This window comes from Niveispirillum sp. FG156, assembly GCF_057809555.1.
This window is the reverse complement of the sequence record NZ_JBMDKE010000012.1, coordinates 33,989-53,797: the sequence shown is the minus strand read 5'-3', so window position 1 is coordinate 53,797 and position 19,809 is coordinate 33,989. Positions and strand designations below refer to the sequence as shown.

19 protein-coding genes are annotated in these 19,809 nt (G+C 64.8%); 14 read left to right on the top strand and 5 right to left on the bottom strand.

All coding sequences use genetic code 11. The features are described from left to right. Nucleotides 1-46: 46 nt before the first annotated feature. Nucleotides 47-1,309: a 3-phosphoshikimate 1-carboxyvinyltransferase gene (aroA, locus tag ACODSP_RS09510; protein WP_488965367.1), complete on the bottom strand. Its 1,263-nt coding sequence runs from the start codon at nt 1,307-1,309 to the stop codon at nt 47-49. Between the two features lie 685 nt (nt 1,310-1,994). Here aroA and ACODSP_RS09505 point away from each other — a divergent pair. From ACODSP_RS09505 to ACODSP_RS09440, 14 genes are all read left to right on the top strand, one after another. After that, entirely contained in the window at nt 1,995-2,450 is a 456-nt protein-coding gene (locus tag ACODSP_RS09505) for an SUF system Fe-S cluster assembly regulator (protein WP_488965366.1), read from the top strand. Between the two features lie 85 nt (nt 2,451-2,535). Beyond that, entirely contained in the window at nt 2,536-4,017 is a 1,482-nt protein-coding gene (sufB, locus tag ACODSP_RS09500; protein WP_488965365.1) for a Fe-S cluster assembly protein SufB, read from the top strand. 181 nt (nt 4,018-4,198) lie between these two features. Further along, entirely contained in the window at nt 4,199-4,354 is a 156-nt protein-coding gene (locus ACODSP_RS09495; RefSeq protein WP_488965364.1) for a GIY-YIG nuclease family protein, read from the top strand. A 309-nt stretch (nt 4,355-4,663) separates the two neighbouring features. After that, entirely contained in the window at nt 4,664-5,422 is a 759-nt protein-coding gene (sufC, locus tag ACODSP_RS09490; protein WP_488965363.1) for a Fe-S cluster assembly ATPase SufC, read from the top strand. 3 nt (nt 5,423-5,425) lie between these two features. After that, on the top strand, nt 5,426-6,304 hold the full coding sequence (locus ACODSP_RS09485; RefSeq protein WP_488965362.1) for a GNAT family N-acetyltransferase: 879 nt from the start codon (nt 5,426-5,428) through the stop codon (nt 6,302-6,304). Nucleotides 6,305-6,307: 3 nt separating this feature from the next. Continuing rightward, nucleotides 6,308-7,564 (top strand): Fe-S cluster assembly protein SufD, encoded by a 1,257-nt coding sequence (gene sufD, locus ACODSP_RS09480; RefSeq protein ID WP_488965361.1) that lies wholly within the window; start codon nt 6,308-6,310, stop codon nt 7,562-7,564. 4 nt (nt 7,565-7,568) lie between these two features. Beyond that, nucleotides 7,569-8,468, top strand: a complete 900-nt coding sequence (locus ACODSP_RS09475; protein WP_488965360.1) for a GNAT family N-acetyltransferase — start codon at nt 7,569-7,571, stop codon at nt 8,466-8,468. Next, the gene (locus ACODSP_RS09470; protein ID WP_488965359.1) at nt 8,461-9,732 is read left to right on the top strand and encodes an aminotransferase class V-fold PLP-dependent enzyme; all 1,272 of its coding nucleotides are present in this window, start codon (nt 8,461-8,463) and stop codon (nt 9,730-9,732) included. The genes ACODSP_RS09475 and ACODSP_RS09470 overlap by 8 nt, the downstream gene beginning before the upstream one ends. An 11-nt stretch (nt 9,733-9,743) precedes the next feature. Further along, the gene (gene sufU / locus ACODSP_RS09465) at nt 9,744-10,226 is read left to right on the top strand and encodes a Fe-S cluster assembly sulfur transfer protein SufU (protein ID WP_488965358.1); all 483 of its coding nucleotides are present in this window, start codon (nt 9,744-9,746) and stop codon (nt 10,224-10,226) included. 13 nt (nt 10,227-10,239) lie between these two features. Continuing rightward, on the top strand, nt 10,240-10,629 hold the full coding sequence (locus ACODSP_RS09460; RefSeq protein ID WP_488965357.1) for an SUF system Fe-S cluster assembly protein: 390 nt from the start codon (nt 10,240-10,242) through the stop codon (nt 10,627-10,629). Between the two features lie 10 nt (nt 10,630-10,639). Beyond that, nucleotides 10,640-10,984, top strand: coding sequence for a HesB/IscA family protein (locus ACODSP_RS09455; protein ID WP_488965356.1), 345 nt, complete (start codon nt 10,640-10,642; stop codon nt 10,982-10,984). A 373-nt stretch (nt 10,985-11,357) separates the two neighbouring features. Next, nucleotides 11,358-12,176 carry a ferritin-like domain-containing protein gene (locus ACODSP_RS09450; RefSeq protein WP_488965355.1) on the top strand — a complete coding sequence of 273 codons (819 nt, stop codon included), beginning with the start codon at nt 11,358-11,360 and terminating at the stop codon, nt 12,174-12,176. A 47-nt stretch (nt 12,177-12,223) separates the two neighbouring features. Continuing rightward, nucleotides 12,224-12,619 carry a hypothetical protein gene (locus ACODSP_RS09445; RefSeq protein ID WP_488965354.1) on the top strand — a complete coding sequence of 132 codons (396 nt, stop codon included), beginning with the start codon at nt 12,224-12,226 and terminating at the stop codon, nt 12,617-12,619. Between the two features lie 102 nt (nt 12,620-12,721). Continuing rightward, nucleotides 12,722-14,563, top strand: coding sequence for a DUF885 domain-containing protein (locus tag ACODSP_RS09440; protein ID WP_488965353.1), 1,842 nt, complete (start codon nt 12,722-12,724; stop codon nt 14,561-14,563). A gap of 24 nt (nt 14,564-14,587) precedes the next feature. Here ACODSP_RS09440 and ACODSP_RS09435 read toward each other — a convergent pair whose 3' ends face one another. From ACODSP_RS09435 to ACODSP_RS09420, 4 genes are all read right to left on the bottom strand, one after another. After that, nucleotides 14,588-15,139, bottom strand: coding sequence for a DUF924 family protein (locus tag ACODSP_RS09435; protein WP_488965352.1), 552 nt, complete (start codon nt 15,137-15,139; stop codon nt 14,588-14,590). A 12-nt stretch (nt 15,140-15,151) separates the two neighbouring features. Then, nucleotides 15,152-17,125, bottom strand: a complete 1,974-nt coding sequence (locus ACODSP_RS09430; protein ID WP_488965351.1) for a methyl-accepting chemotaxis protein — start codon at nt 17,123-17,125, stop codon at nt 15,152-15,154. Nucleotides 17,126-17,221: 96 nt separating this feature from the next. After that, nucleotides 17,222-18,508 (bottom strand): CCA tRNA nucleotidyltransferase, encoded by a 1,287-nt coding sequence (locus ACODSP_RS09425; RefSeq protein WP_488965350.1) that lies wholly within the window; start codon nt 18,506-18,508, stop codon nt 17,222-17,224. Nucleotides 18,509-18,512: 4 nt separating this feature from the next. Next, nucleotides 18,513-19,793, bottom strand: a complete 1,281-nt coding sequence (locus ACODSP_RS09420; RefSeq protein ID WP_488965349.1) for a DUF2336 domain-containing protein — start codon at nt 19,791-19,793, stop codon at nt 18,513-18,515. Nucleotides 19,794-19,809: the final 16 nt, after the last annotated feature.

Below are 19,809 nucleotides of genomic sequence, written 5' to 3'. Positions count from 1 at the left end.
TAGCGTGGATTAGGCGCAAGCCGTAATCCGCGGAAACCCCGCTGCCTCATACCAGTTCCACGCCCAGCGAGCGCAGCGCATCCCAATAGCCGGGATAGGTCTTGGCGACACAGCCAGGGTCCATAATGGTGATGCCATGGATTTTCAGGCCGGCCAGCGCGAAGGACATGGCGATGCGATGGTCGGCATAGGTGTGGATGTCGGTGGCCAGGGTCTGGCCGGCCAGGGCCGGATCGGCGGCCACGATCAGATCATCGCCTTCCTCCCAGGCCAGACCCGGACGGATCTTGGCCAGTTCGGTGGACAGGGCACGGGTGCGGTCGCATTCCTTGACGCGCAGATTGGCGATGCCGACAAAGCGCACCGGATGATTGTTGAAGGCTGCCAATACCGCCAGCGTCGGCACGGCATCCTGCATCTGCGAGCCGTCAATGACCGCCGGCATGTTGGGGAACTGCGCGATCACGGCCTGGGCACAGGCGTCGGGCTGCGTGAAGGCATCCGACGGCACGCCCAGATCGATACGCCCCCCCGTCAGCACCTCTGCCGCCCAAAGGTAAGTCGCCGCTGACGCATCGGGTTCGATGACATAATCGGCGGCCTTGTACCCGGTGGGCAGCACGCGCCAGGTGGCGGCATCCTGCTGTTCCACCACGGCGCCAAAGGCGCGCATGGCCGCAACCGTCAGATCGATATAGCCGCGCGCGCCGATCTCGCTGCCTGTCAGGGCAATGTCGATGGGGCCGCTGGAACAGGAAGCCGCCATCAGGATGGCGCTGACATACTGGCTGGACAGGCCGGCATCGATCTCCACACGGCCCCCCGCCAACGCGCCCTTGCCGTTCACGGTGACGGGGGGGCAGCCGGTCGGCGCCTCCAGATCGACGCCCAGCGCCGTCAGCGCCTTGACCAGCGGCGCGATGGGCCGCTTGCGCATATGCTCATCCCCGTCCACCACGACGGTGCCGTCGACCGTGGCGACGGCGGCGGTCAGGAAGCGGGTGGCCGTACCGGCATTGCCCAGGAACAGCGGCCCGGCAGGCGCCGTCAGTCGCCCGCTGCTGGTCACGATGAAACTGGTGGCGTCGGGTTCATCGACACTCACCCCCATCTGACGCAGGGCGTTGGCCATATGCCGCGTATCGTCGCTTTTCAGCGCGCCGGTCAGGCGGCTGGTGCCCGTGGCGAGAGCCGCCAGCAGCAGGGCGCGGTTGGTGATGGATTTCGATCCCGGCGGCACCACGCGGCCCGTCAGGGGATGGGTCGGCGGAATGACCGTCACTGCTGCCACGCCCGTCGCCGTCACCATCGCCATCCCCCTTGCCAGACCCCACAGAACAGGCGGCGACCCTACCAAGCGGGCGGGTGCGCGGAAAACCTCTTTGCCACCGGGTGCGGTGTGCGTGGGGCGCAGGGCGGGTTGCTTGCCCCCTCATCATCCCGGCGAAAGCCGGGACCCAGGGGCCAAGCGTTCAACGCTGGTGCTGCGGAACGTGAGGCGAGGGGAGAGGATAGTGCCTGTTGCCCCTGGGTCCCGGCTTTCGCCGGGATGACAAGGGGGGGGTAACGGCAGAACTCACTCAAAAACGAAAATGGCGGGCCGTCCCAACCAGGAGACGGTCCGCCATTTCTCGATAGCCTCTCGGCTTCAGCCGGATGGGCACAAACCACATGATACCGCACAAAGGCGGGGGCTTCGCCGCGATAAATCCGACCGATTTTCCGGCCGCCCTTCGTCAGGATCGGTCGGTTATGGCGGGGATTGGTCCTTAACGCCCCCGTCATGAGAAGAATGGTGCGCCCGTCGGGCGGGGGTGACAACGCCCAATGGGGCATGGTGCAGGGCGGTAAAATCCCGCTCACCGCATGGCTATCTTAACGGATGCATGCCACCCGTGCCGCGGGGTGGGGGCGGAATGCTTGACACCCGACCCTGACCGGCTCACTTAATCGGTACTAATTTGGTCCTGTATTGAGAAAGGTTCGCAACGCCCATGCTGCGGCTCAGCAAGATGACGGATTACGCCGTGGTGGTCCTGACCACCCTGGCGCATGCCGACAGCGCGCTGCACACGGCCAATTCCCTGGCCGACCGCACGGGCCTGCCCATGCCGACGGTGCAGAAGCTGTTGAAGCTGCTGACGCGTGGCGACCTTCTGCAATCGCATCGGGGGGCGGCGGGTGGTTACAGCCTGTCGCGCACGCCCGACCGGATCAATGTGGTCCATATCATCGAGGCGATCGAGGGGCCGATTGCGCTGACCGATTGCGTCGATGGCGGTTCCGGCGGCTGCGGGGTGCAAAGCCTGTGCTCCCGCAAGAACCATTGGGAAAAGGTGAACAGCGCCGTGCGCCGCGCGCTGGAGGATGTGACGCTGGCCGACATGGCCGCCCCCGCCTTGTTCGATTTCGAGAGTGAGCCGGCGCCCCGCGCCGTGCTGGCCGGTTGAACAGACAGGGGTTCTGTAGTTGGTCGTGTGATTCACGCTTCATTTGAAGCGATCACACTCTGGGGTTTGAAGGGGAGCGACGGACATGGCCGCCACTGAACAGACGATCGAGCAGGTCAAGAGCCTGGCGGAGGGGAAGTACAAGTACGGCTTCTTCACCGATATCGAGTCGGAAACCGCGCCCAAGGGCCTGTCGGAAGATATCGTCCGCTTCATCTCCGCCAAGAAGGGGGAGCCGGAATGGCTGCTGGAATGGCGGCTGAAGGCCTATCGCCACTGGCTGACCATGGACGAGCCGGATTGGGCCAAGCTGCACTATCCGCCCATCGATTATCAGGACAGCTATTACTATTCCGCGCCCAAGACGACCGCCGGCCCGAAATCGCTGGATGAGGTCGATCCCGAGTTGCTGAAGACCTATGAGAAGCTGGGCATTCCCCTGAAGGAACAGGCCATCCTGGCCGGTGTCGAGGGCGCGGGCGACAGTCCGTCCATCGCGGTGGATGCCGTGTTCGACTCGGTCTCGGTCGCCACCACCTTCAAGAAGAAGCTGGAAGAGAAGGGCATCGTCTTCTGTTCGATCTCGGAAGCAGTGAAGACCCATCCCGATCTGGTGCGGCAGTATCTGGGCACGGTGGTCCCCTATTCCGATAACTACTTCGCGACGCTGAACTGCGCCGTCTTCACCGATGGCAGCTTCGTCTATATCCCCAAGGGCGTGCGCTGCCCCATGGAGCTGTCCACCTATTTCCGCATCAATGCGAAGAATACGGGACAGTTTGAGCGCACCCTGATCATCGCCGACGAAGGCTCCTACGTCTCCTATCTGGAAGGCTGCACCGCCCCGCAGCGTGACGAGAACCAGTTGCATGCCGCCGTGGTGGAACTGGTGGCGCTGGATGATGCCACCATCAAGTACTCAACCGTCCAGAACTGGTATCCGGGCGACGAGAATGGCAAGGGCGGTATCTACAATTTCGTGACCAAGCGCGCCGCCTGCCGTGGTCGCAATTCCAAGGTCAGCTGGACCCAGGTGGAAACCGGGTCGGCCATCACCTGGAAGTACCCGAGCTGCATCCTGCAGGGCGACAATTCGGTGGGCGAGTTCTATTCGGTCGCCATCACCAACAATATGCAGCAGGCCGATACCGGCACCAAGATGATCCATATCGGGAAGAACACCCGCTCCACCATCATCTCCAAGGGTATCTCCGCCGGCCGTGCCCAGAACACCTATCGCGGCTTGGTCCGCATCCTGCCCAAGGCGCAGAACGCCCGCAACTTCACCCAGTGCGACAGCCTGCTGATCGGCGACAAGTGCGGGGCCCACACCGTGCCCTATATCGAAAGCCGCAACCGCACCGCGCGGGTGGAGCATGAGGCGACGACGGCCAAAATCTCCGAAGACCAGCTGTTCTATTGCCGCCAGCGCGGGTTGAAGGAAGAGGACGCGGTCGGCCTGATCGTGAACGGCTTCTGCAAGGAAGTGCTGAAAGAACTGCCCATGGAATTCGCCGTGGAAGCGCAGAAGCTGGTGGCGATCAGTTTGGAGGGGTCTGTGGGGTGATGCCCTTAACCGTCACGCCGCCCCTCCCCGTCATCCCCGCGAAAGCGGGGACCCAGCGTGAGGCGCGGTTAGCGCCGATATGGCTCATGTCGCGGCAGACGCCGCTCTACGCTGGGTCCCCGCTTTCGCGGGGATGACGGTTAAGGGTGGAGGTAATGGCTGAAAGAGTGGAAAGGAATGAATGCCCGGCTACCTCTACATCCTCGCCAGTGCACGCAACGGGACGCTTTATATCGGCGTAACCAGCGACATTGGCAGACGGGTGTGGGAACACCGGGAGGGTTTGGTTGAAGGGTTCACGAAGCGGTATGGCGTCAAGACTCTGGTCTACTATTAAGCGTTTGAGGGGATTGCCGATGCGATTCACCGCGAAAAACAGCTAAAGAAGTGGAACCGGGCCTGGAAGCTGGAGCTGATTGAATCGTCCAACCCAAACTGGAACGATTTGAGTTCAACGTTGCTGTAGGTCACTTCACGGCCATTCCCGCACAGGCAGGAATCGTGAGTCATCATCGGCACCGAGAAGAGTCATGTCGCGGCTATCGCCGCTCACGCTGGGTCCCCGCTTACGCGGGGATGACGGTTGAGGGGCAAGGTCGCAGAGGAAAGATAGGAACCGGGTTAGAGCCGGGTGTTGGAGCAGCAAATGTCCCTGATCGAAATCAAGAACCTGCACGCCACTGTCGATGGCAAGGCGATCCTCAAAGGGGTTGATCTGACCATCAAGGCCGGTGAGGTGCATGCCATCATGGGTCCCAACGGCGCGGGCAAAAGCACGCTGTCCTATGTGCTGGCCGGTCGTGAAGGCTATGAGATCACCGAAGGCAGCGTCACTTTCGACGGCCAGGACCTGCTGTCAATGGAGATTGAGGAGCGCGCCGCCGCCGGCCTGTTCCTGGCGTTTCAGTACCCGGTGGAAATCCCCGGCGTGTCCAACACCACCTTCCTGAAGGAAGCGCTGAACGCCATTCGTAAGACGCGTGGCGAGGCGCCGCTGGACGCGATGCAGTTCCTGAAGCTGATCCGGGCCAAGGCCAAGGATCTCTCGATGAATGACGAGATGATCAAGCGCGCCGTCAATGTCGGCTTCTCCGGCGGGGAGAAGAAGCGCAACGAAGCGCTGCAGATGGCCGTGCTTCAGCCGAAGCTGGCCATCCTGGACGAAACCGACAGCGGCCTGGATATCGATGCGCTGAAGATCGTGGCCGAGGGCGTGAACCGTCTGCGCGGGGCCGAACGCGGCATGCTGGTCATCACCCATTATCAGCGCCTGCTGGATTACATCGTGCCCGACGTGGTGCATGTGCTGGCCAATGGCCGCATCGTGAAGTCGGGCGGCAAGGAACTGGCGCTGGAGCTGGAAGCCAAGGGCTATGCCGAGTTCGGCGTGACCGAGGCGGCCTGATCCATGACCGCCCCCGGTGTGCGCATCAGCATTGAATATGACGTGCCGGTCACGGGACCGGACGCTGATATCGTGCTGGGCGGGCTGATGGCCTTCAATGCCGCCACCCTGCCGCCGGCCCAGGGCCGGTTCGTCACGGTGGCGGGAAATGGGGAGACGGGGGCGCCGCAGGCGGGCCTGTCGCTGACCCAATGGGGACGTGACGCCTATTGCTTCTGGGGTGTCTGGACCGTTCCCGGCATCGACCCCGGCCCCGCCATCGCTTCGGTGCTGGCCCGGACGGAGGCTGAACTGGCCCGGCGTGATGCCGACCGTTTCATCATGATCGTGCGCGCACACGACGACACCGCCCCCTATCTGGCCGCCGGTTATGCGGTGCGACAGGTGATCGGCCCGCATATTCGCGGTGGTGTCTTCACCATCCTGGAAAAGCGGATCGGCAGGGGGGAGGCCACGGCACAGGCTGGCTTCGCGCTGGCGGTCCACGAACCGCCGCCCCGGCATCTGGCCAAGGAGATCTGGCGCATCACCGATGCCCGCCGGCAGGCGGTGCTGGGCGCGCCCGTGAAACTGGTGGCGGCCTACGTCCGCGATATCGTGACCGGTACCCCGCGCGGGGCCGCCCTTTGCTATGCCGTGGACAGCGACTTCATGGTCGACATGGTCTGGCTGGATGACAGTCTGCGTGGTACCGGCACCGGTTACGCCATGCTGGCCGCCGCCTTGGACGAAGGGCGGAAGTTGGGCTGCACGCGGGCGGCGGTGGAAACGATGGATTGCCAGGCGCCCCAATTCTATCCGCTGCACGGGTTCCAGCGTTTCGGCGTTGCCGAATATGACGTGCCGGGCCTGAACATGAACTTCTACGACATGAAGCTGTGAACCATGCGTGACGAACAGAACCAGACGGCCCGGAATTTCGTGGAACAGGTGGTGGCACTGGCCCCCGCCCTGGCCGGCCCGCGCGCCGATGGCCTGGACCGGTTCGCCAAGGCGGGCCTGCCCAGCACACGGGCTGAGGCCTGGAAATTCACCAACCTGCGCGGTCTGGACAAGCTGACCCTGGGCCCCGCCCCGGACGCCGCAACCGTGACCGTGGATGACATCCCGACCGCCCTGGACGCGCCCGCCCCGCGTCTGGTGTTTGTCGCCGGGCAGTACCGCGCCGACCTGTCGCGCGTCGGTGACCTGCCCGATGGCGTGGTCCTGACCGCCCTGACGGGTGACACCGCGCCGGTCGCCGGCGACGGCCCGTTCCGTGCCCTGAACAGCGCCCTGTCATCCCACGGCGCGGTCTTGCGCGTGGCCGCCGGCGTGAAGCTGGCCAGCCCCGTGGAGCTGGTCTTCATCGCCGCGACCAGCGGTGACAAGGCCGCCCTGTGGAACCCGCGCATCGTCATCGACATCGCCGACGGGGCCGAGGCGACGGTGGTTGAACACCATGTCGGCGCCAATGCCGGCGCTTATGTCAGCAATATCGTGGCCGACGTCAGCGTGGGTGCCGCTGGCCGCCTGCATCATTACAAATTGCAGGCAGAGGGGCTGGACGCCTGGCATCTGGCCAATGTGTCGACCCATCTGGCCCAGGATGCCGTCTATGACACGTTTGTCCTGAACCTCGGCGCCCGGCTGGCCCGGCATGAGGCGCGGCAGGTGCTGGACGGTACGGGGATCGCGGCGCGGGTGTCCGGCGCCTATGCCATCACCGGCAATCAGGTCAGCGACATCACTACCCTGATCGACCATGCCAAGCCGCATTGCACCAGCCGCGAGGTGGTGAAGGGCGTGATCGACGGGTCGGCCCGCGCCGTGTTCCAGGGCAAGATCGTTGTGCGCCCCGATGCGCAGAAGACCGACGGCTATCAGCTGAACCGCGCCCTGCTTTTGTCGGAGCAGGCGGAGATCAATTCCAAGCCGGAACTGGAAATCTATGCCGACGATGTGAAATGCAGCCACGGCGCCACGGCGGGTGAGCTGGACGAAAACCAGATGTTCTATCTGCGCGCCCGGGGCATCCCGCGCGATGCGGCCCGCGTGCTGCTGATCGGCGCCTTCCTGGATGAGGCGCTGGACGAGATCATCGACGAGACGGTGCGCGCCCATTTCCGGGCGCGGGCCGAGGCCTGGATGGGGGCGCGCTGATCTGATGCCCGACAGCCTGTCCCGCCGCTCAACCCTGACATTTTACCGCCGCCACCCGGCGGATGGGGATGTCATGGCCTGGCTGCATGAACGGGCAATGGAGGCCGAACACGCGGCATTGGGCGCCGACCGCAAGCCGCTGGGTCTGTTCATCCGCGATATGGGTGGGGTGATCCAGGCCGGGGCCGTGGTCTGGCTCTATGGTCCTGACGCCTATATGCATGTGCTGTGGGTGGATGCGCCCTGGCGGGGCCGGGGGCTGGGGGCGGCCCTGCTGGTCGCGGCGGAAAATGCGGCGGTGGCGGCGGGGGCAAACCGGCTATACCTGTCCACCATGGGTTTCCAGGGGCCGGATTTCTATCCCCGCTATGGCTATGAAAGCCAGGGCGTGTTTGCCGATTTCACCTGGGGCCATGACCGGCATTATTTCAGCAAGACGCCGCTGTCCGCCGCCCCCGCCTTGGCCCTGCCGGCGGGGCTGTATCTGCACCGGGCCGAATCGCCCGATCCGGCGGATGTGCAGGCTGTGGAAAACGGCCTGGACGCGCATTGGTACCTGACCATTCCCGATCCCTATACCGAACTGACGGTGGAAGCGGTGGATGCCGGCGGGGTGCGGGTGGCGGCGGGTTTGGCCGTTCTGGACGGCGCCTATCTGACCCTGGTCGACCTGGCCGTGGTCCCGCTCTGGCGCGGCAAAGGCCTAGGGCGGCAGGTACTGATGGAACTGGAACGGCTGGGGGCAGAGGCCGGGTGCCGCTGGGCCACGGTCATGCCCATGGATTATCAATGTCCGGACTTTTTCCGGGCCGTCGGTTATGCCCGCCGCATGCGGGTGGAAAATTACCTTCTGGGCCAGGGCCGCGATTGGTTGCGGCGGGCTATCGGGGATGAAAATGTCTGATCTGCTGAATCCGACCCTGGGCAATGCCCCCTATGATGTGATGCGCGTGCGTCAGGATTTCCCGATCCTGACCCGTCTGGTGCATGAGAAAAAGGGCCGCGCCGGCAAACCCCTGGTCTATCTGGACAATGGTGCCTCCGCGCAGAAGCCGCGCGCCGTGATCGACGCCATGTCGCACCTGCTGGAAAATGACTACGCCAACGTGCATCGCGGCGTGCATTTCCTGTCACAGCGCTCGACCGACCTGTATGAGGCGGTGCGCGACAAGGTGGCGGCGTTCCTGAACGCGCCGAGCCGTGAGAACATCGTCTTCACCCGCAACGCGACGGAGGCGTTCAACCTGCTGGCCAACAGCTGGGGCGGGCGGTTCCTGAAGGCGGGTGACGCCGTCATCATCTCCTGGATGGAACATCACGCTAATATCGTGCCGTGGCAGCTTCTGCGCGACCGGATCGGCATTACGATCAAGGTCGTGCCGGTTCTGGATGATGGCAGCCTGGATATGGCCGCCTATGAGGCGATGCTGACGCCAGAGGTGAAGCTGGTTTCCATCACCCATGCCAGCAACGTTCTGGGCACCGTCAACCCGGTGGCTCGCATCGCCCGGCTGGCCCATGCCAAGGGCATCCTGGTCGCCTTTGACGGCAGCCAGGCTGCCGTGCATCAGCCCGTGGATGTGCAGGCCATCGACGCCGATTTCTATGTCTTCACGGGCCACAAGCTCTATGGCCCCACAGGCATCGGCGTGCTGTATGGCCGCAAGGACCTGCTGGACAAGATGCCCCCCTGGCAGGGCGGCGGCGACATGATCAGCACCGTCAGCTTCGAGAACACCACCTATCGCGAGGCGCCGTACCGGTTTGAAGCCGGAACCCCCGCCATCGTGGAAGGGATCGGCCTGGGTGCGGCCATCGATTATGTGTCGGCGCTCGGGATGAGCGCCATTCAGGCCCATGAACAGCGGCTGCTGGCCTATGCCACGCATAAGCTGTCGGAGATCGAGGGCCTGCGCATCATCGGCACGGCACCGGACAAGGCCGCCATCATCAGCTTCACCATGGACGGCATCCATCCCCACGATATCGGCACCCTGCTGGATCGCGGCGGTGTGGCGGTCCGGGTGGGAAGGCATTGCGCCGAACCGCTGATGGACCGGTTCGGGGTGGGCGCCACGGCACGTGCCAGCTTTGGCCTCTATAATACAGAAAGCGAAGTGGATGCCCTGGTCGAGGCCGTTCAGGCCTGCAAGGCGTTCTTCGGGTAAGGCGGCAAAACATGTTTGACGATCTGCGCGACCTTTACCAGGAAGTGATCCTGGATCATGGCAAGCACCCGCGGAATTTCGGGCGGCCCGATGCCTTTAACCGTCAGGCGCGCGGCGACAACCCGATGTGCGGGGACAAGATCGCCATCTACCTGACCGTGGGTGACGATGGCAGCATCCAGGACCTGCATTTCGACGGTCGCGGCTGCGCCATCAGCCAGGCCAGCGCCAGCCTGATGACCGAGATCCTGCGCGGCAAGTCGATGAAGGAGGCCGAGGCGCTGTTCGGCTATTTCCACGACATGTGCACCAAGGATGAGGATGAACAGGGCGACCATGGAACCCTGGACGAGGATGCCACGGACAAGCTGGCCGTCCTGTCGGGCGTGCGCGAATTCCCCATGCGGGTGAAATGCGCGACCCTGGCCTGGCACACGATGAATGCCGCGCTGCATGGCGAGGCGACGACTTCCACCGAAAACGCGTCCTTCTGAGCGGACATCGATCATGAGCCACAGCCACCGCCCCATCGCCCCCGACGTCTCCATGGGCAGCCCCGTGGACATCCCGGCGGATGAAAAGCTGCCCGCCGACGCGCCCCTGCATGACCGGGTGGTGGAGGCGCTGCGCACCGTCTATGACCCGGAAATCCCGGTGAATATCTATGAACTGGGGCTGATCTACCGCTGTGACGTGGATGCCGACGGCGATGTCGAGATCGACATGACCCTGACCGCGCCCGCCTGTCCCGTGGCCGGTGAGATGCCGGGCCAGGTGCAGCAGGTGGTGGCCGCCGTCGAAGGCGTGGGCAGCGTCCATGTCGAACTGATCTGGGAACCCGCCTGGGACCCGTCCCGCATGAGCGACGATGCCCGCATCGCGCTGAATATGTTCTGAGGAGGCACAGATGGCACGCACCATGCCCAAGGCCCTGACCCTGACCGACGCCGCAGCGGAGCGCGTGAAGGAACTGATGTCCCGGTCGGACAAGCCCATCATCGGCCTGCGCGTGGGTGTGAAGACGCGCGGCTGCTCCGGCATGTCCTATTTCGTGGAATATGCCGAGGAAAAGAAGAAGTTCGAGGAGGTGGTGGAGGATAAGGGGGTCACCATCCTGATCGACCCCGCCGCCACCATGTTCCTGATCGGCAGCGAAATGGACTATGAAGAGGACAAGTTCCAGTCCGGCTTCACCTTCAAGAACCCCAATGAGAAGGCCCGGTGTGGGTGCGGGGAGAGTTTTTCGGTTTGATTTTGGTACTCTGTCGCGAACATATGGGCTGCCGGGGCTCCAATAACATCAACCGTCATCCCGGCGAAAGCCGGGACCCAGCATAAGGCGCGGTTAGCGCCGATATGATTCTTATCGCGGCAGACGCCGCTCTGCGCTGGGTCCCGGCTTTCGCCGGGATGACGAACTGGGGTAAGCTGCCTCCAGCCTGCTTCCCCAACCGAGTCCCTATGATGCCGACACCCCGCAAGGCCCCAAAGGCCGCCCTTGTCTGCTTCATCTTTGCATCCCTGTTAAGTTTCTCGGCCCTGCTTCCAGATGCAATCCAGGGACCTGTACTGATCGGGCTGTTTTTTGTCTTTATCTTCGCCTTCAACCATTTCCTGCGCCGTTCGTGACCCTTCCCCCCACCCTCTCCGCCGCCGCCGTCACAATCCTGACCACCGCCGATGCGCGGGAAAAGGCGCGCCTGTCCCGGGCCTTCGCGGCGGCGTGGCGGGACGGCGCCATCACCGGCCTGGGCCAGGCTACCCCGCCGGCCCGGCCCGCGCGTCCGGTCAAGCCGGTACTGTGCCACCCCAAGGACATGCCCAAGCGTGGCAAGGGTCAGTCGGTGGCCAACCGCATCGCCCTGCTGCATGCCATCGCCCATATCGAATTGAACGCCATTGATCTGGCCTGGGACATCCTGGCCCGGTTTCAAACCCTGCCCGACGGCACGCCCCTGCCCATCGCCTTTCATACCGACTGGCTGCGCGTCGCGGATGAGGAGGCGTTGCATTTCACCCTGGTGGCCGACCGTCTGGCCAGTCTGGGCGCTGCCTATGGTGACCTGCCTGCCCATGATGGGCTGTGGCAGGCATCAGAAGCGACGGCGCATGATCTGGCGGCCCGGCTGGCCGTAGTGCCCATGGTGCTGGAGGCGCGGGGGCTGGACGTGACGCCCGCCATCATCGACAGCCTGACCAGGGCCGGCGACGCCGAAAGCGTGGCGGTCCTGCACATCATCCTGCGCGATGAGGTTGGGCATGTCGCCACGGGCCGCCGCTGGTTCCAGGTGGCGGCGCAGACCATGGGGCAGGAGGCCGGTCCCTGGTGGCAACATCTGGTCCGCACCCATTTCAAGGGCGTGCTGAAACGCCCCTTCAACGGCCTGTCACGCGATCTGGCCGGCCTGCCATCGGATTGGTACGAGCCGCTGGCCGCGAATTGATCCCCCCTATTGCTTTTGAACTATGTTCATACAGACAGGTCTGTGACATGCTGCACCGCAGGGTGGTTGATCAGGGGCGGGATACCATGCGGATCATGCTGGAGGCGGGGCTGTTGGCGCTGTGCGCCGTGCTGTTCCTGCTGATGACGGCGATTGCCGTGAAGGCGCAGACCGCACAGCCACAGCCGGCCCAGGCCAAGGAGCAGCCTCCGATGGAGGAGGAGATTATCGTCAATGGCCGGCGCAATGAGCCCAGCTTTCAGGAAGAATGGGAAAATCACCGCCAGGAATATGATCGCCTGCGCAAGATTTTCGGCGATCCCGATGCGCCCAACCGCCGGCTGGACCGCATGACCGACACGCCCAACCCCGACGGCGGCAAAAGCGTGATGCGCAGCCCCAGCAGCGACACGGTCCAGGGCCGCCCCAGCCGCCCCAACTGACCGCACCCTGCGTTACAGCCTGTTTACAATGCATATCTTGGCCCGCTGACGGGAAACGGTAAGGATGGCGACCAGATATCCAGACCGATAACCGGAGCCATTATGCCCGCCGTCACCCGCCGCACCGCCCTTTCCGGCCTGTTTGCCCTGTCCGCCACCGCGATGGCGCTGGACGGGATCATGCCCCGTCTGGCGCTGGCCGGACAGGACAGCCCTGCCGACAGGGCGCTGAACGATTTCCTGGAAAAGTGCTGGCAGGATGATCTGAGCCGCAGCCCGGAACAGCGCACGCGCATGGGCCTGCCCGGCCCGCATGACAGCTGGACCCTGGCGGATGAGGGGTTCCAGCAGCTGAACCTGTCGATCACCGCCGAACAGCTGAAAACCCTGCGCGGCTTTGATGTGAACGCCCTGTCGCCCACGGCGCGGGTATCCTACAAGCTGTTCGAAGGGCAGTTGCAGCGGGCACTCGACACCTATCGCTGGCGCCACCATGGCTATGCCGTCAGCCATCTGCAGGGTGCCCATACCGACATCCCCTCCTTCCTGATCGGCTATCACGCCGTCAGCAATCCCGGCGATGCCCGCGATTATGTGAAGCGGCTGGAGGGCATTGCCGCCGTCATCGATATCGCGGCGGAGAATATGCGGCGGGAGGCAAAGGCCGGCGTGCTGCCCCCCGCCTTCAGCTTTGGCCGCATCACGGAGGCGGCGCGTAACGTCATCTCCGGTGCCCCGTTCGACAAGGATGCCAAGGCGGACAGCCCGCTGCTGGCCGACCTGAAGGAGAAGGTGGGCAAGCTTGCCATCGCGGATGCCGAAAAGAAGGCCCTGATCGCCGCCGGCATCAAGGCCCTGGTCCAGGGCGTGAAGCCCGCCTATGAGCGGTTCCTGGCCACCGTCGCCGATCTGGCCGCAACGCAGAAGGACAGCAACGGCGTCTGGGCCCTGCCGCAGGGGGCCGATTTCTACACCGCGCAGATCAAGCTGCATACCGGCCTGGACATGTCCGCCGACGATATCCACGCCCTGGGTCTGGCCGAAACCGCCCGCCTGCATAGCGAATTGCGCGACGCCATGGCCAAGCTGGGCTTTCAGGGCAGCGTGCAGGATTTCTTCAATTTCGTGCGCACCGATCCGTCGGTCCGCTTCCCCGATACCGACGCGGGCCGCAAGGAATATCTGGCGACCGCCACCCGCTATATCGATGACATGGCCGCCCGCCTGCCGGAAATGTTCGGCACCCTGCCCAAGGCCAAGGTGGTGGTGAAGCCGGTGGAGGCGTATCGCGAGAACGCCACGCCCAGCGCCTTCTATGAACCCTCCTCCCCCGACGGCACGCGCCCCGGCGTCTTCTATGCCAATCTGGTCGATATGTCGGTGCAGACGCGCCACGATCTGGAGGCGCTGTGCCATCATGAGGGGCTGCCCGGCCACCATATGCAGATCGCCATCGCGCAGGAGGTGGAAGGCCTGCCCACCTTCCGCAAGTACGCCTGGGATACCGCCTATGGCGAAGGCTGGGCCATGTATACGGAACGCATGGCCAAGGATTACGGCTTCTACAAGGAACCTTTGTCAGAGGCGGGGCGCATCATTTCCGAACTGTTCCGCGCGGGCCGTCTGGTGCTGGATACCGGCATCCATCACAAGCGCTGGACCCGCGAACAGGCGGTGGCCTGGATGGACGAGAACACCGCTAACCCCATCGCTGACAACCGGACGGAGATCGACCGCTACTTCGTCTGGCCGGGTCAGGCGCTGGGTTACAAGATCGGGATGAACAAGATCCTGGCACTGCGGGAAAAGGCCAAGGCGGCGCTGGGGCCGAAATTCGACATCCGCGGCTTCCACGACGCCGTCCTTACGAACGGCGCCGTCACCCTGCCGATCCTGGAGGAAGTGGTTCAGGGCTGGATCGATACCCGCAAGACAGCGGCCTGATCATGGGTCATGGGATCGGGGTCTTCAGAACCCCGATCCCGGCATGGCCAGATAGGCCAGCTCGGCTTGCGTGCTTTCCCGATCCAGGATGGCGTTGCGGTGGGGGAAGCGGCCATATTGGGCGATGACCGCCAAATGGCGGCAGGCATAGTCCAGCAGGGCCGGGTCACGGGTGCGGTTGGCGAACAGGCGCACGGCCAGCCGCTGATCCTCGATCCGTTCGGAATGTTCAAACGGCAGATAGATGAACAGGCGCTGATCCTCCGGTAGCATCAGGTCCTGTTCGCGGGCAATGGCATCGGTGGCGATGGCCAGGGCCACCGGGTCGGTGGCAAAGGCCCGCGCCGTCCCCCGGAACATGTTGCGCGGCGCCTGATCCAGCAGGATGCACAGAGCCAGCACCCCTTCCGGGCTTTCCGTCCAATCGGCAAGATCGCCATTGCCGGCGGCCAGATGCGCGGGCAGAAGCCGGTGCGTCACCAGCACATCAAAGTCCGGCCCGCCACCAAACCATTTGGCGGGTCCCGCCTCCTGGAACCAGAAAGCCAGCACGCCGTCGATGTCACTGGCCCGCATCGGCCCCTCCCGTCACACCGCCGCCCCCAGACGGCGCAGCGTCTGGGCAAGGGCAGCTTGTTCATCGCCCTGGATCGTGAACAAGAGATGCAGCCCTTCCTCGCCCGTGTCCAGGGTTTGGAAACCGATTTCGAGAGAGAGCGACGGAACCGACAGCTTTCCGCGCGCCGAACGGCTGATACCGGCCACCGGCGACAGCAGCGCCCCACCGTTTGACAGGTCGCGCACGGTCACGTCATGCCGCCTGCCATCGATGGTGATGGTGCCAACCGCATCCACCTTGAACCGCTGCGTCAGACGACGGTCCACCTCGGCCATGGAGGTGCGGACGACGCGGACCAGCACCGACCGCAGGTCCGTGACGGAATGGGCGACATCGGCTGCGGTCACCCGGACGGTGCCGGCCCGGTCCCCCGTGGCCGCCGCTTCGTTGGAGACATCGGCGATACGGGCCGCCACCTCACGCGCGGCATCGGCGGCCTGCAGCACATTGCGACTGATTTCCTGTGTCGCTGCACCCTGTTCCTCGATGGCGGCGGCGATGGCGCCGGAGATGCCGTCCATTTCCTCGATGGTGCGACCGATTTCGCGCACGGCATCGACGGAACGGCTGGTGACGCTGTTAATCTCGGCGATCTGCAGGGCAATGTCTTCCGTGGCGCGGGCCGTCTGGGTGGCCAGGTTCTTCACCTCCGATGCCACAACGGCAAAGCCTTTGCCCGCCTCGCCCGCGCGCGCTGCCTCGATGGTGGCGTTGAGCGCCAGCAGGTTGGTCTGGGCCGCGATCTCCTGGATCATGCCGGCCACGGCCCCGATCCGGGCCACGGCATCGGACAGGGTGGCGATGGTGGTCTGGGTCTCGTTACCCTTTTCCACGGCCTGCTTGCTGACCTCCGCACTGTGGGACACCTGGGCGCTGATCTCCCGGATGGAGGCGGACAGTTCCTCGGCGGCGGACGCCACGGTTTCGGCATTGTGCAGGGCCTGCTCGGCGGCGGCGGCCACGTTCTGGCTGTTGTTGGAAACCAGTTCCGCCGACTGTGCCATGGCGCCGGCATGGGTATCCATTTCGCCGGTGCGGCCCGCCACCCGGTCCACGGCGGCGCGGGTTTCCCCCTCCACCTTCTGGGCCATGGCTTCCAGCGCCTCACGCTTCTGCCGCTCGGCCTCGGTCCGTTGGCGTTCCTGATCGGCGCGCAACCGCTGGGCCTCCGCCCCGCCCTGCTTCAGCACGTCCACAGCACGGGCCATGGTCCCGATCTCGTCATGCTTGTCGGTGAAGGGAACCACCGGCGTGAAATCCTCCCGCGCCAGCACCTCCAGCGTGGCGGTCAGGCCCGCCATGGGCCGCACCACCCGGTTCAGCACCGACCAGACGCCCAGCGCGATCGATGCCGCCGCCAGCAGCAGCAGCAGTTCCGCCAGCAGTACCGCGCGGTCGGCAGTGGCATCAGCCTGTTCATAAAGACCGCCGGCCTTGCCCACGCCGGTGTCGATCAGGTTGGAGATGTCACCGGACACGGGATCGATGCTCTGATAGAGCCGTTCCTTCACGAACTGGTCCAGGGCCGCCGCATCCTTTGCCGCCAGGATGGTGATCAGATCGCCCACCACCTTGTCGGCCTTGGTCAGCGCCTCGTAAGCGGCCTTGATCTGGGCGGTTTCCTTGGGGTCCGGGTGGGGAACAGCGCTGAACCCTTTCCAGGCGGTGGCAATATCTGCCTGCGCCTTGCGAACGGATGCCAGGCCTTCATCCCAACCGACATTGCCGTTTCGCACCTTATGCGAGGCATCGACGATGGAAACGGCATAGGCGTCGGCAATGGTCTTCAGTTCCCGCTGCGGCACCACGCGGCCATTATAGATTTCCTGAAGATCGGCCTGCGCCACGCTCAATGCCCGCCAGGACACAAAGCCATTGGCCAGCATCAACAGCCCCAGCATGGCCAGAACGGCCAGCAAGGTCGCCTTGATCGACAATTTCATTTTTTTCCCCAGTCCCCGATCCGGCGGTTTCCGCCGGCCCTTGAACTTATAGCCTGGATAGGGAGGTCCGGCTTGCTACCAAAGGGTTAGATTACCTTATGATTTTGCAGGCGAAACTTGATCGCGCTGCCGGTCGGCCAGACGGCGGGACAGTTCGGTCAGGCAATCCTCACGCGTGGGTCGGTAGTCACGGGCCGCCCACCACCCTTCCAGCGAGGCCAGCATCACCCCCACCTCCGGTCCGGGCGGCACCCCCATTTCCAGCAGGTCGCGGCCCTTCAGGGGGAAGGGCACCACGATCCAGGTCGCCGCCTCCGCCAGTGCCTCCAGCAATTCCACGGCGGGCGTTCCCCGCGTCGCGGCGGCCAGAAGCAGCAGGTCGCGGTAGGTTTCCGGCCCCAGTTTCTGCAAGGCATGGCGGCGGCTGGTGACCGTCAGGTCGGGATGCACATCGACCGGCGGGGCGCAGAGCGACAGAAGATAGTCGCGGTTGGCATTCGACAGGCGCATCCGTTCGGCCGTGTCCGCCGCCGCCGACAGGCCCGATGGCAGCAATGCTGCCAGATGCGCCATGGGATGCGCCTCCCCCACCAGCCATTCCAGCCGGTCGAGTGCGGCCAGCCGCGTGACATTGGTGGCATGCGGCAGGGTCTGCGCCACCACCCCGCAATTGATCATCAGGCGCCAGACCTCCACCATCCGGTCCTGGGCCAGGATGCGCATCACCTCCTGCTGCACCCTTTCGCCCGACAGGGATGGCAGCAGCGGCGCCAGGGTGGCACAGGCGGCCAGGGCATCGGGGTCGGGCCGCCCCTGGCCGAACCGGGCATGAAAACGGAAGAAGCGCAGGATGCGCAGCACATCCTCCGCAATCCGTTCCCGCGCCTGCCCGATGAAGCGCACCCGGCCCGCCTTCAGGTCGCGCACCCCGTCGAACGGATCGTAAAGCTCCCCCTCAGGGGTCAGCGACATGGCGTTGAAGGTAAAATCACGGCGGCTGGCATCTTCCAGCCAGTCATCGGTGAAGGACACCACCGCGCGCCGCCCATCGGTTTCGACATCACGGCGCAGCGTCGTGATCTCGAACGACGATCCCTCCGTCAGGGCGGTGACGGTACCATGCTCAATGCCGGTGGGGATGACGCGGATACCGTCCTGGCGCAGGCGGCGCGTCACCTCTTCCGGAACCAGCGGTGTGGCGATGTCGATATCGGCGGCCTGGATACCCAGGAACGCATCCCGCACGCAGCCTCCGATGAACCGCGCCTCCTGGCCTGTGCGCATCAGCGACTGCATGACCCGGCGGGCCGCCGTACCCGACATCAGGCCAACAGGGCCTGGATGGGTCGGCGGGGCCGTATCCGGGTCAGCGGCGGCGTTCATGGCCTCATGCCTTCAGTCCGAAGAATTCAAGCTGCCAGTTCATCTCGCTGTCCGACATCGGGTAATGGGTGCCTTCCCGTGCATTCAACACCGATGTCGGCGGAATGTTCGCCACCCGCAGCTGTATTTGCCGGCACAGGCGCATGGACAGCTTGGCCCGCCAGCACAAAGCCGTCACCCCGCGCGCGCTCTGCCCGCCGATGATCTTGTCCACCGCGTCGATGGGCACGTTGCCGCGCACCGACAGCGAGGCCAGCACGAAGGCGCGATCGCCCTGGGTCAATGCTGCGGCCACCATATCCTCGTCCAGCTTGCCGGCGGCATGGGCCTTGCGCGCCCGGTCCATGGGGCGCTCCTTGGGCGCCTCCTCCGGCTCGTCATCGCCAATGCCCAGCGGTTCCGCCCCGCCGCCCTTGTTGGCGCTGCGGGCGCGTTCCTGAACCGCGCTGCGCACCGCCGCACGCACATCGGGCGGCAGGTCGGTACGGTTCTCCAGCACGCGCATCAGCTGTTCGCTGACAAAACCCACGATGCGGGCCGCCGCCTTGGGCGGCAGGGCCGGACGGCGGACCAGGGGGCCGTGCCAGGGTTCGAACCGGGGCGCCATATCGATGATCCGGTCCAGCGTCTCTTCCCGGATCTGCGCCGATTCATTACCCAGAAGGGCCGCCACCGCCGCTTCCGACTGTGTGCGGGCCACCGCCTCCGACACGCCGCCCGACAGGCCGGCACGCTGGGCAATGGCCACCAGCTTGCCATCCATAGGCTGGCTGCCGATGATCGAAAGCAGATCATCATCGGTCAGCAGCGGTGAGAAGCGCAGGACCGGACCCGATACCGACAGTTCCAGGTCGCGGGCCAACTGCTGGATCAGGTGCGGCGGTGCGCCCGGCTGATCCTTCAGGGTTTCGGCAACCACACGGCGCACGGCGGAGGCCTGATCCTTGGCCAGCGCCTCCACAATATCCATGGTCATGCGTTCCAGCTGTCCCACCCGGTCGGCGGGCAGGGTGGGCACCAGCATCGCGATCTTGCGTGCCAGACCCGACCGCACCTCCTCGTCCGGGTCGCCGCAGAGCAGCAGGTCGGCCTGACGCGGGGTGGCATTGTTACGCGCGATCTCGCGCCGCACCTCGGCACTTTCGTCATTGGCCAAGTAGAACAGGAGTTCCGGCTTGGTATCGGCGCGTGACGCCACCATACGGCGCTGTCCGGCGTCATCGCTGGCCGCCAGCTTCTTGGCCGTATCGTAATCCAGCGGCGTGGTGGGGGTGGAACCTTTCATTTAAGAACCGTATCCC

Bases quoted from the DNA above. Each gene is read 5' to 3' on its own strand.
- aroA (WP_488965367.1), bottom strand. From the start codon at position 1,309: ATGGTGACGGCGACGGGCGTGGCAGCAGTGACGGTCATTCCGCCGACC.
- ACODSP_RS09505 (WP_488965366.1), top strand. From the start codon at position 1,995: ATGCTGCGGCTCAGCAAGATGACGGATTACGCCGTGGTGGTCCTGACC.
- sufB (WP_488965365.1), top strand. From the start codon at position 2,536: ATGGCCGCCACTGAACAGACGATCGAGCAGGTCAAGAGCCTGGCGGAG.
- ACODSP_RS09495 (WP_488965364.1), top strand. From the start codon at position 4,199: ATGCCCGGCTACCTCTACATCCTCGCCAGTGCACGCAACGGGACGCTT.
- sufC (WP_488965363.1), top strand. From the start codon at position 4,664: ATGTCCCTGATCGAAATCAAGAACCTGCACGCCACTGTCGATGGCAAG.
- ACODSP_RS09485 (WP_488965362.1), top strand. From the start codon at position 5,426: ATGACCGCCCCCGGTGTGCGCATCAGCATTGAATATGACGTGCCGGTC.
- sufD (WP_488965361.1), top strand. From the start codon at position 6,308: ATGCGTGACGAACAGAACCAGACGGCCCGGAATTTCGTGGAACAGGTG.
- ACODSP_RS09475 (WP_488965360.1), top strand. From the start codon at position 7,569: ATGCCCGACAGCCTGTCCCGCCGCTCAACCCTGACATTTTACCGCCGC.
- ACODSP_RS09470 (WP_488965359.1), top strand. From the start codon at position 8,461: ATGTCTGATCTGCTGAATCCGACCCTGGGCAATGCCCCCTATGATGTG.
- sufU (WP_488965358.1), top strand. From the start codon at position 9,744: ATGTTTGACGATCTGCGCGACCTTTACCAGGAAGTGATCCTGGATCAT.
- ACODSP_RS09460 (WP_488965357.1), top strand. From the start codon at position 10,240: ATGAGCCACAGCCACCGCCCCATCGCCCCCGACGTCTCCATGGGCAGC.
- ACODSP_RS09455 (WP_488965356.1), top strand. From the start codon at position 10,640: ATGGCACGCACCATGCCCAAGGCCCTGACCCTGACCGACGCCGCAGCG.
- ACODSP_RS09445 (WP_488965354.1), top strand. From the start codon at position 12,224: ATGCTGCACCGCAGGGTGGTTGATCAGGGGCGGGATACCATGCGGATC.
- ACODSP_RS09440 (WP_488965353.1), top strand. From the start codon at position 12,722: ATGCCCGCCGTCACCCGCCGCACCGCCCTTTCCGGCCTGTTTGCCCTG.
- ACODSP_RS09435 (WP_488965352.1), bottom strand. From the start codon at position 15,139: ATGCGGGCCAGTGACATCGACGGCGTGCTGGCTTTCTGGTTCCAGGAG.
- ACODSP_RS09430 (WP_488965351.1), bottom strand. From the start codon at position 17,125: ATGAAATTGTCGATCAAGGCGACCTTGCTGGCCGTTCTGGCCATGCTG.
- ACODSP_RS09425 (WP_488965350.1), bottom strand. From the start codon at position 18,508: ATGAACGCCGCCGCTGACCCGGATACGGCCCCGCCGACCCATCCAGGC.
- ACODSP_RS09420 (WP_488965349.1), bottom strand. From the start codon at position 19,793: ATGAAAGGTTCCACCCCCACCACGCCGCTGGATTACGATACGGCCAAG.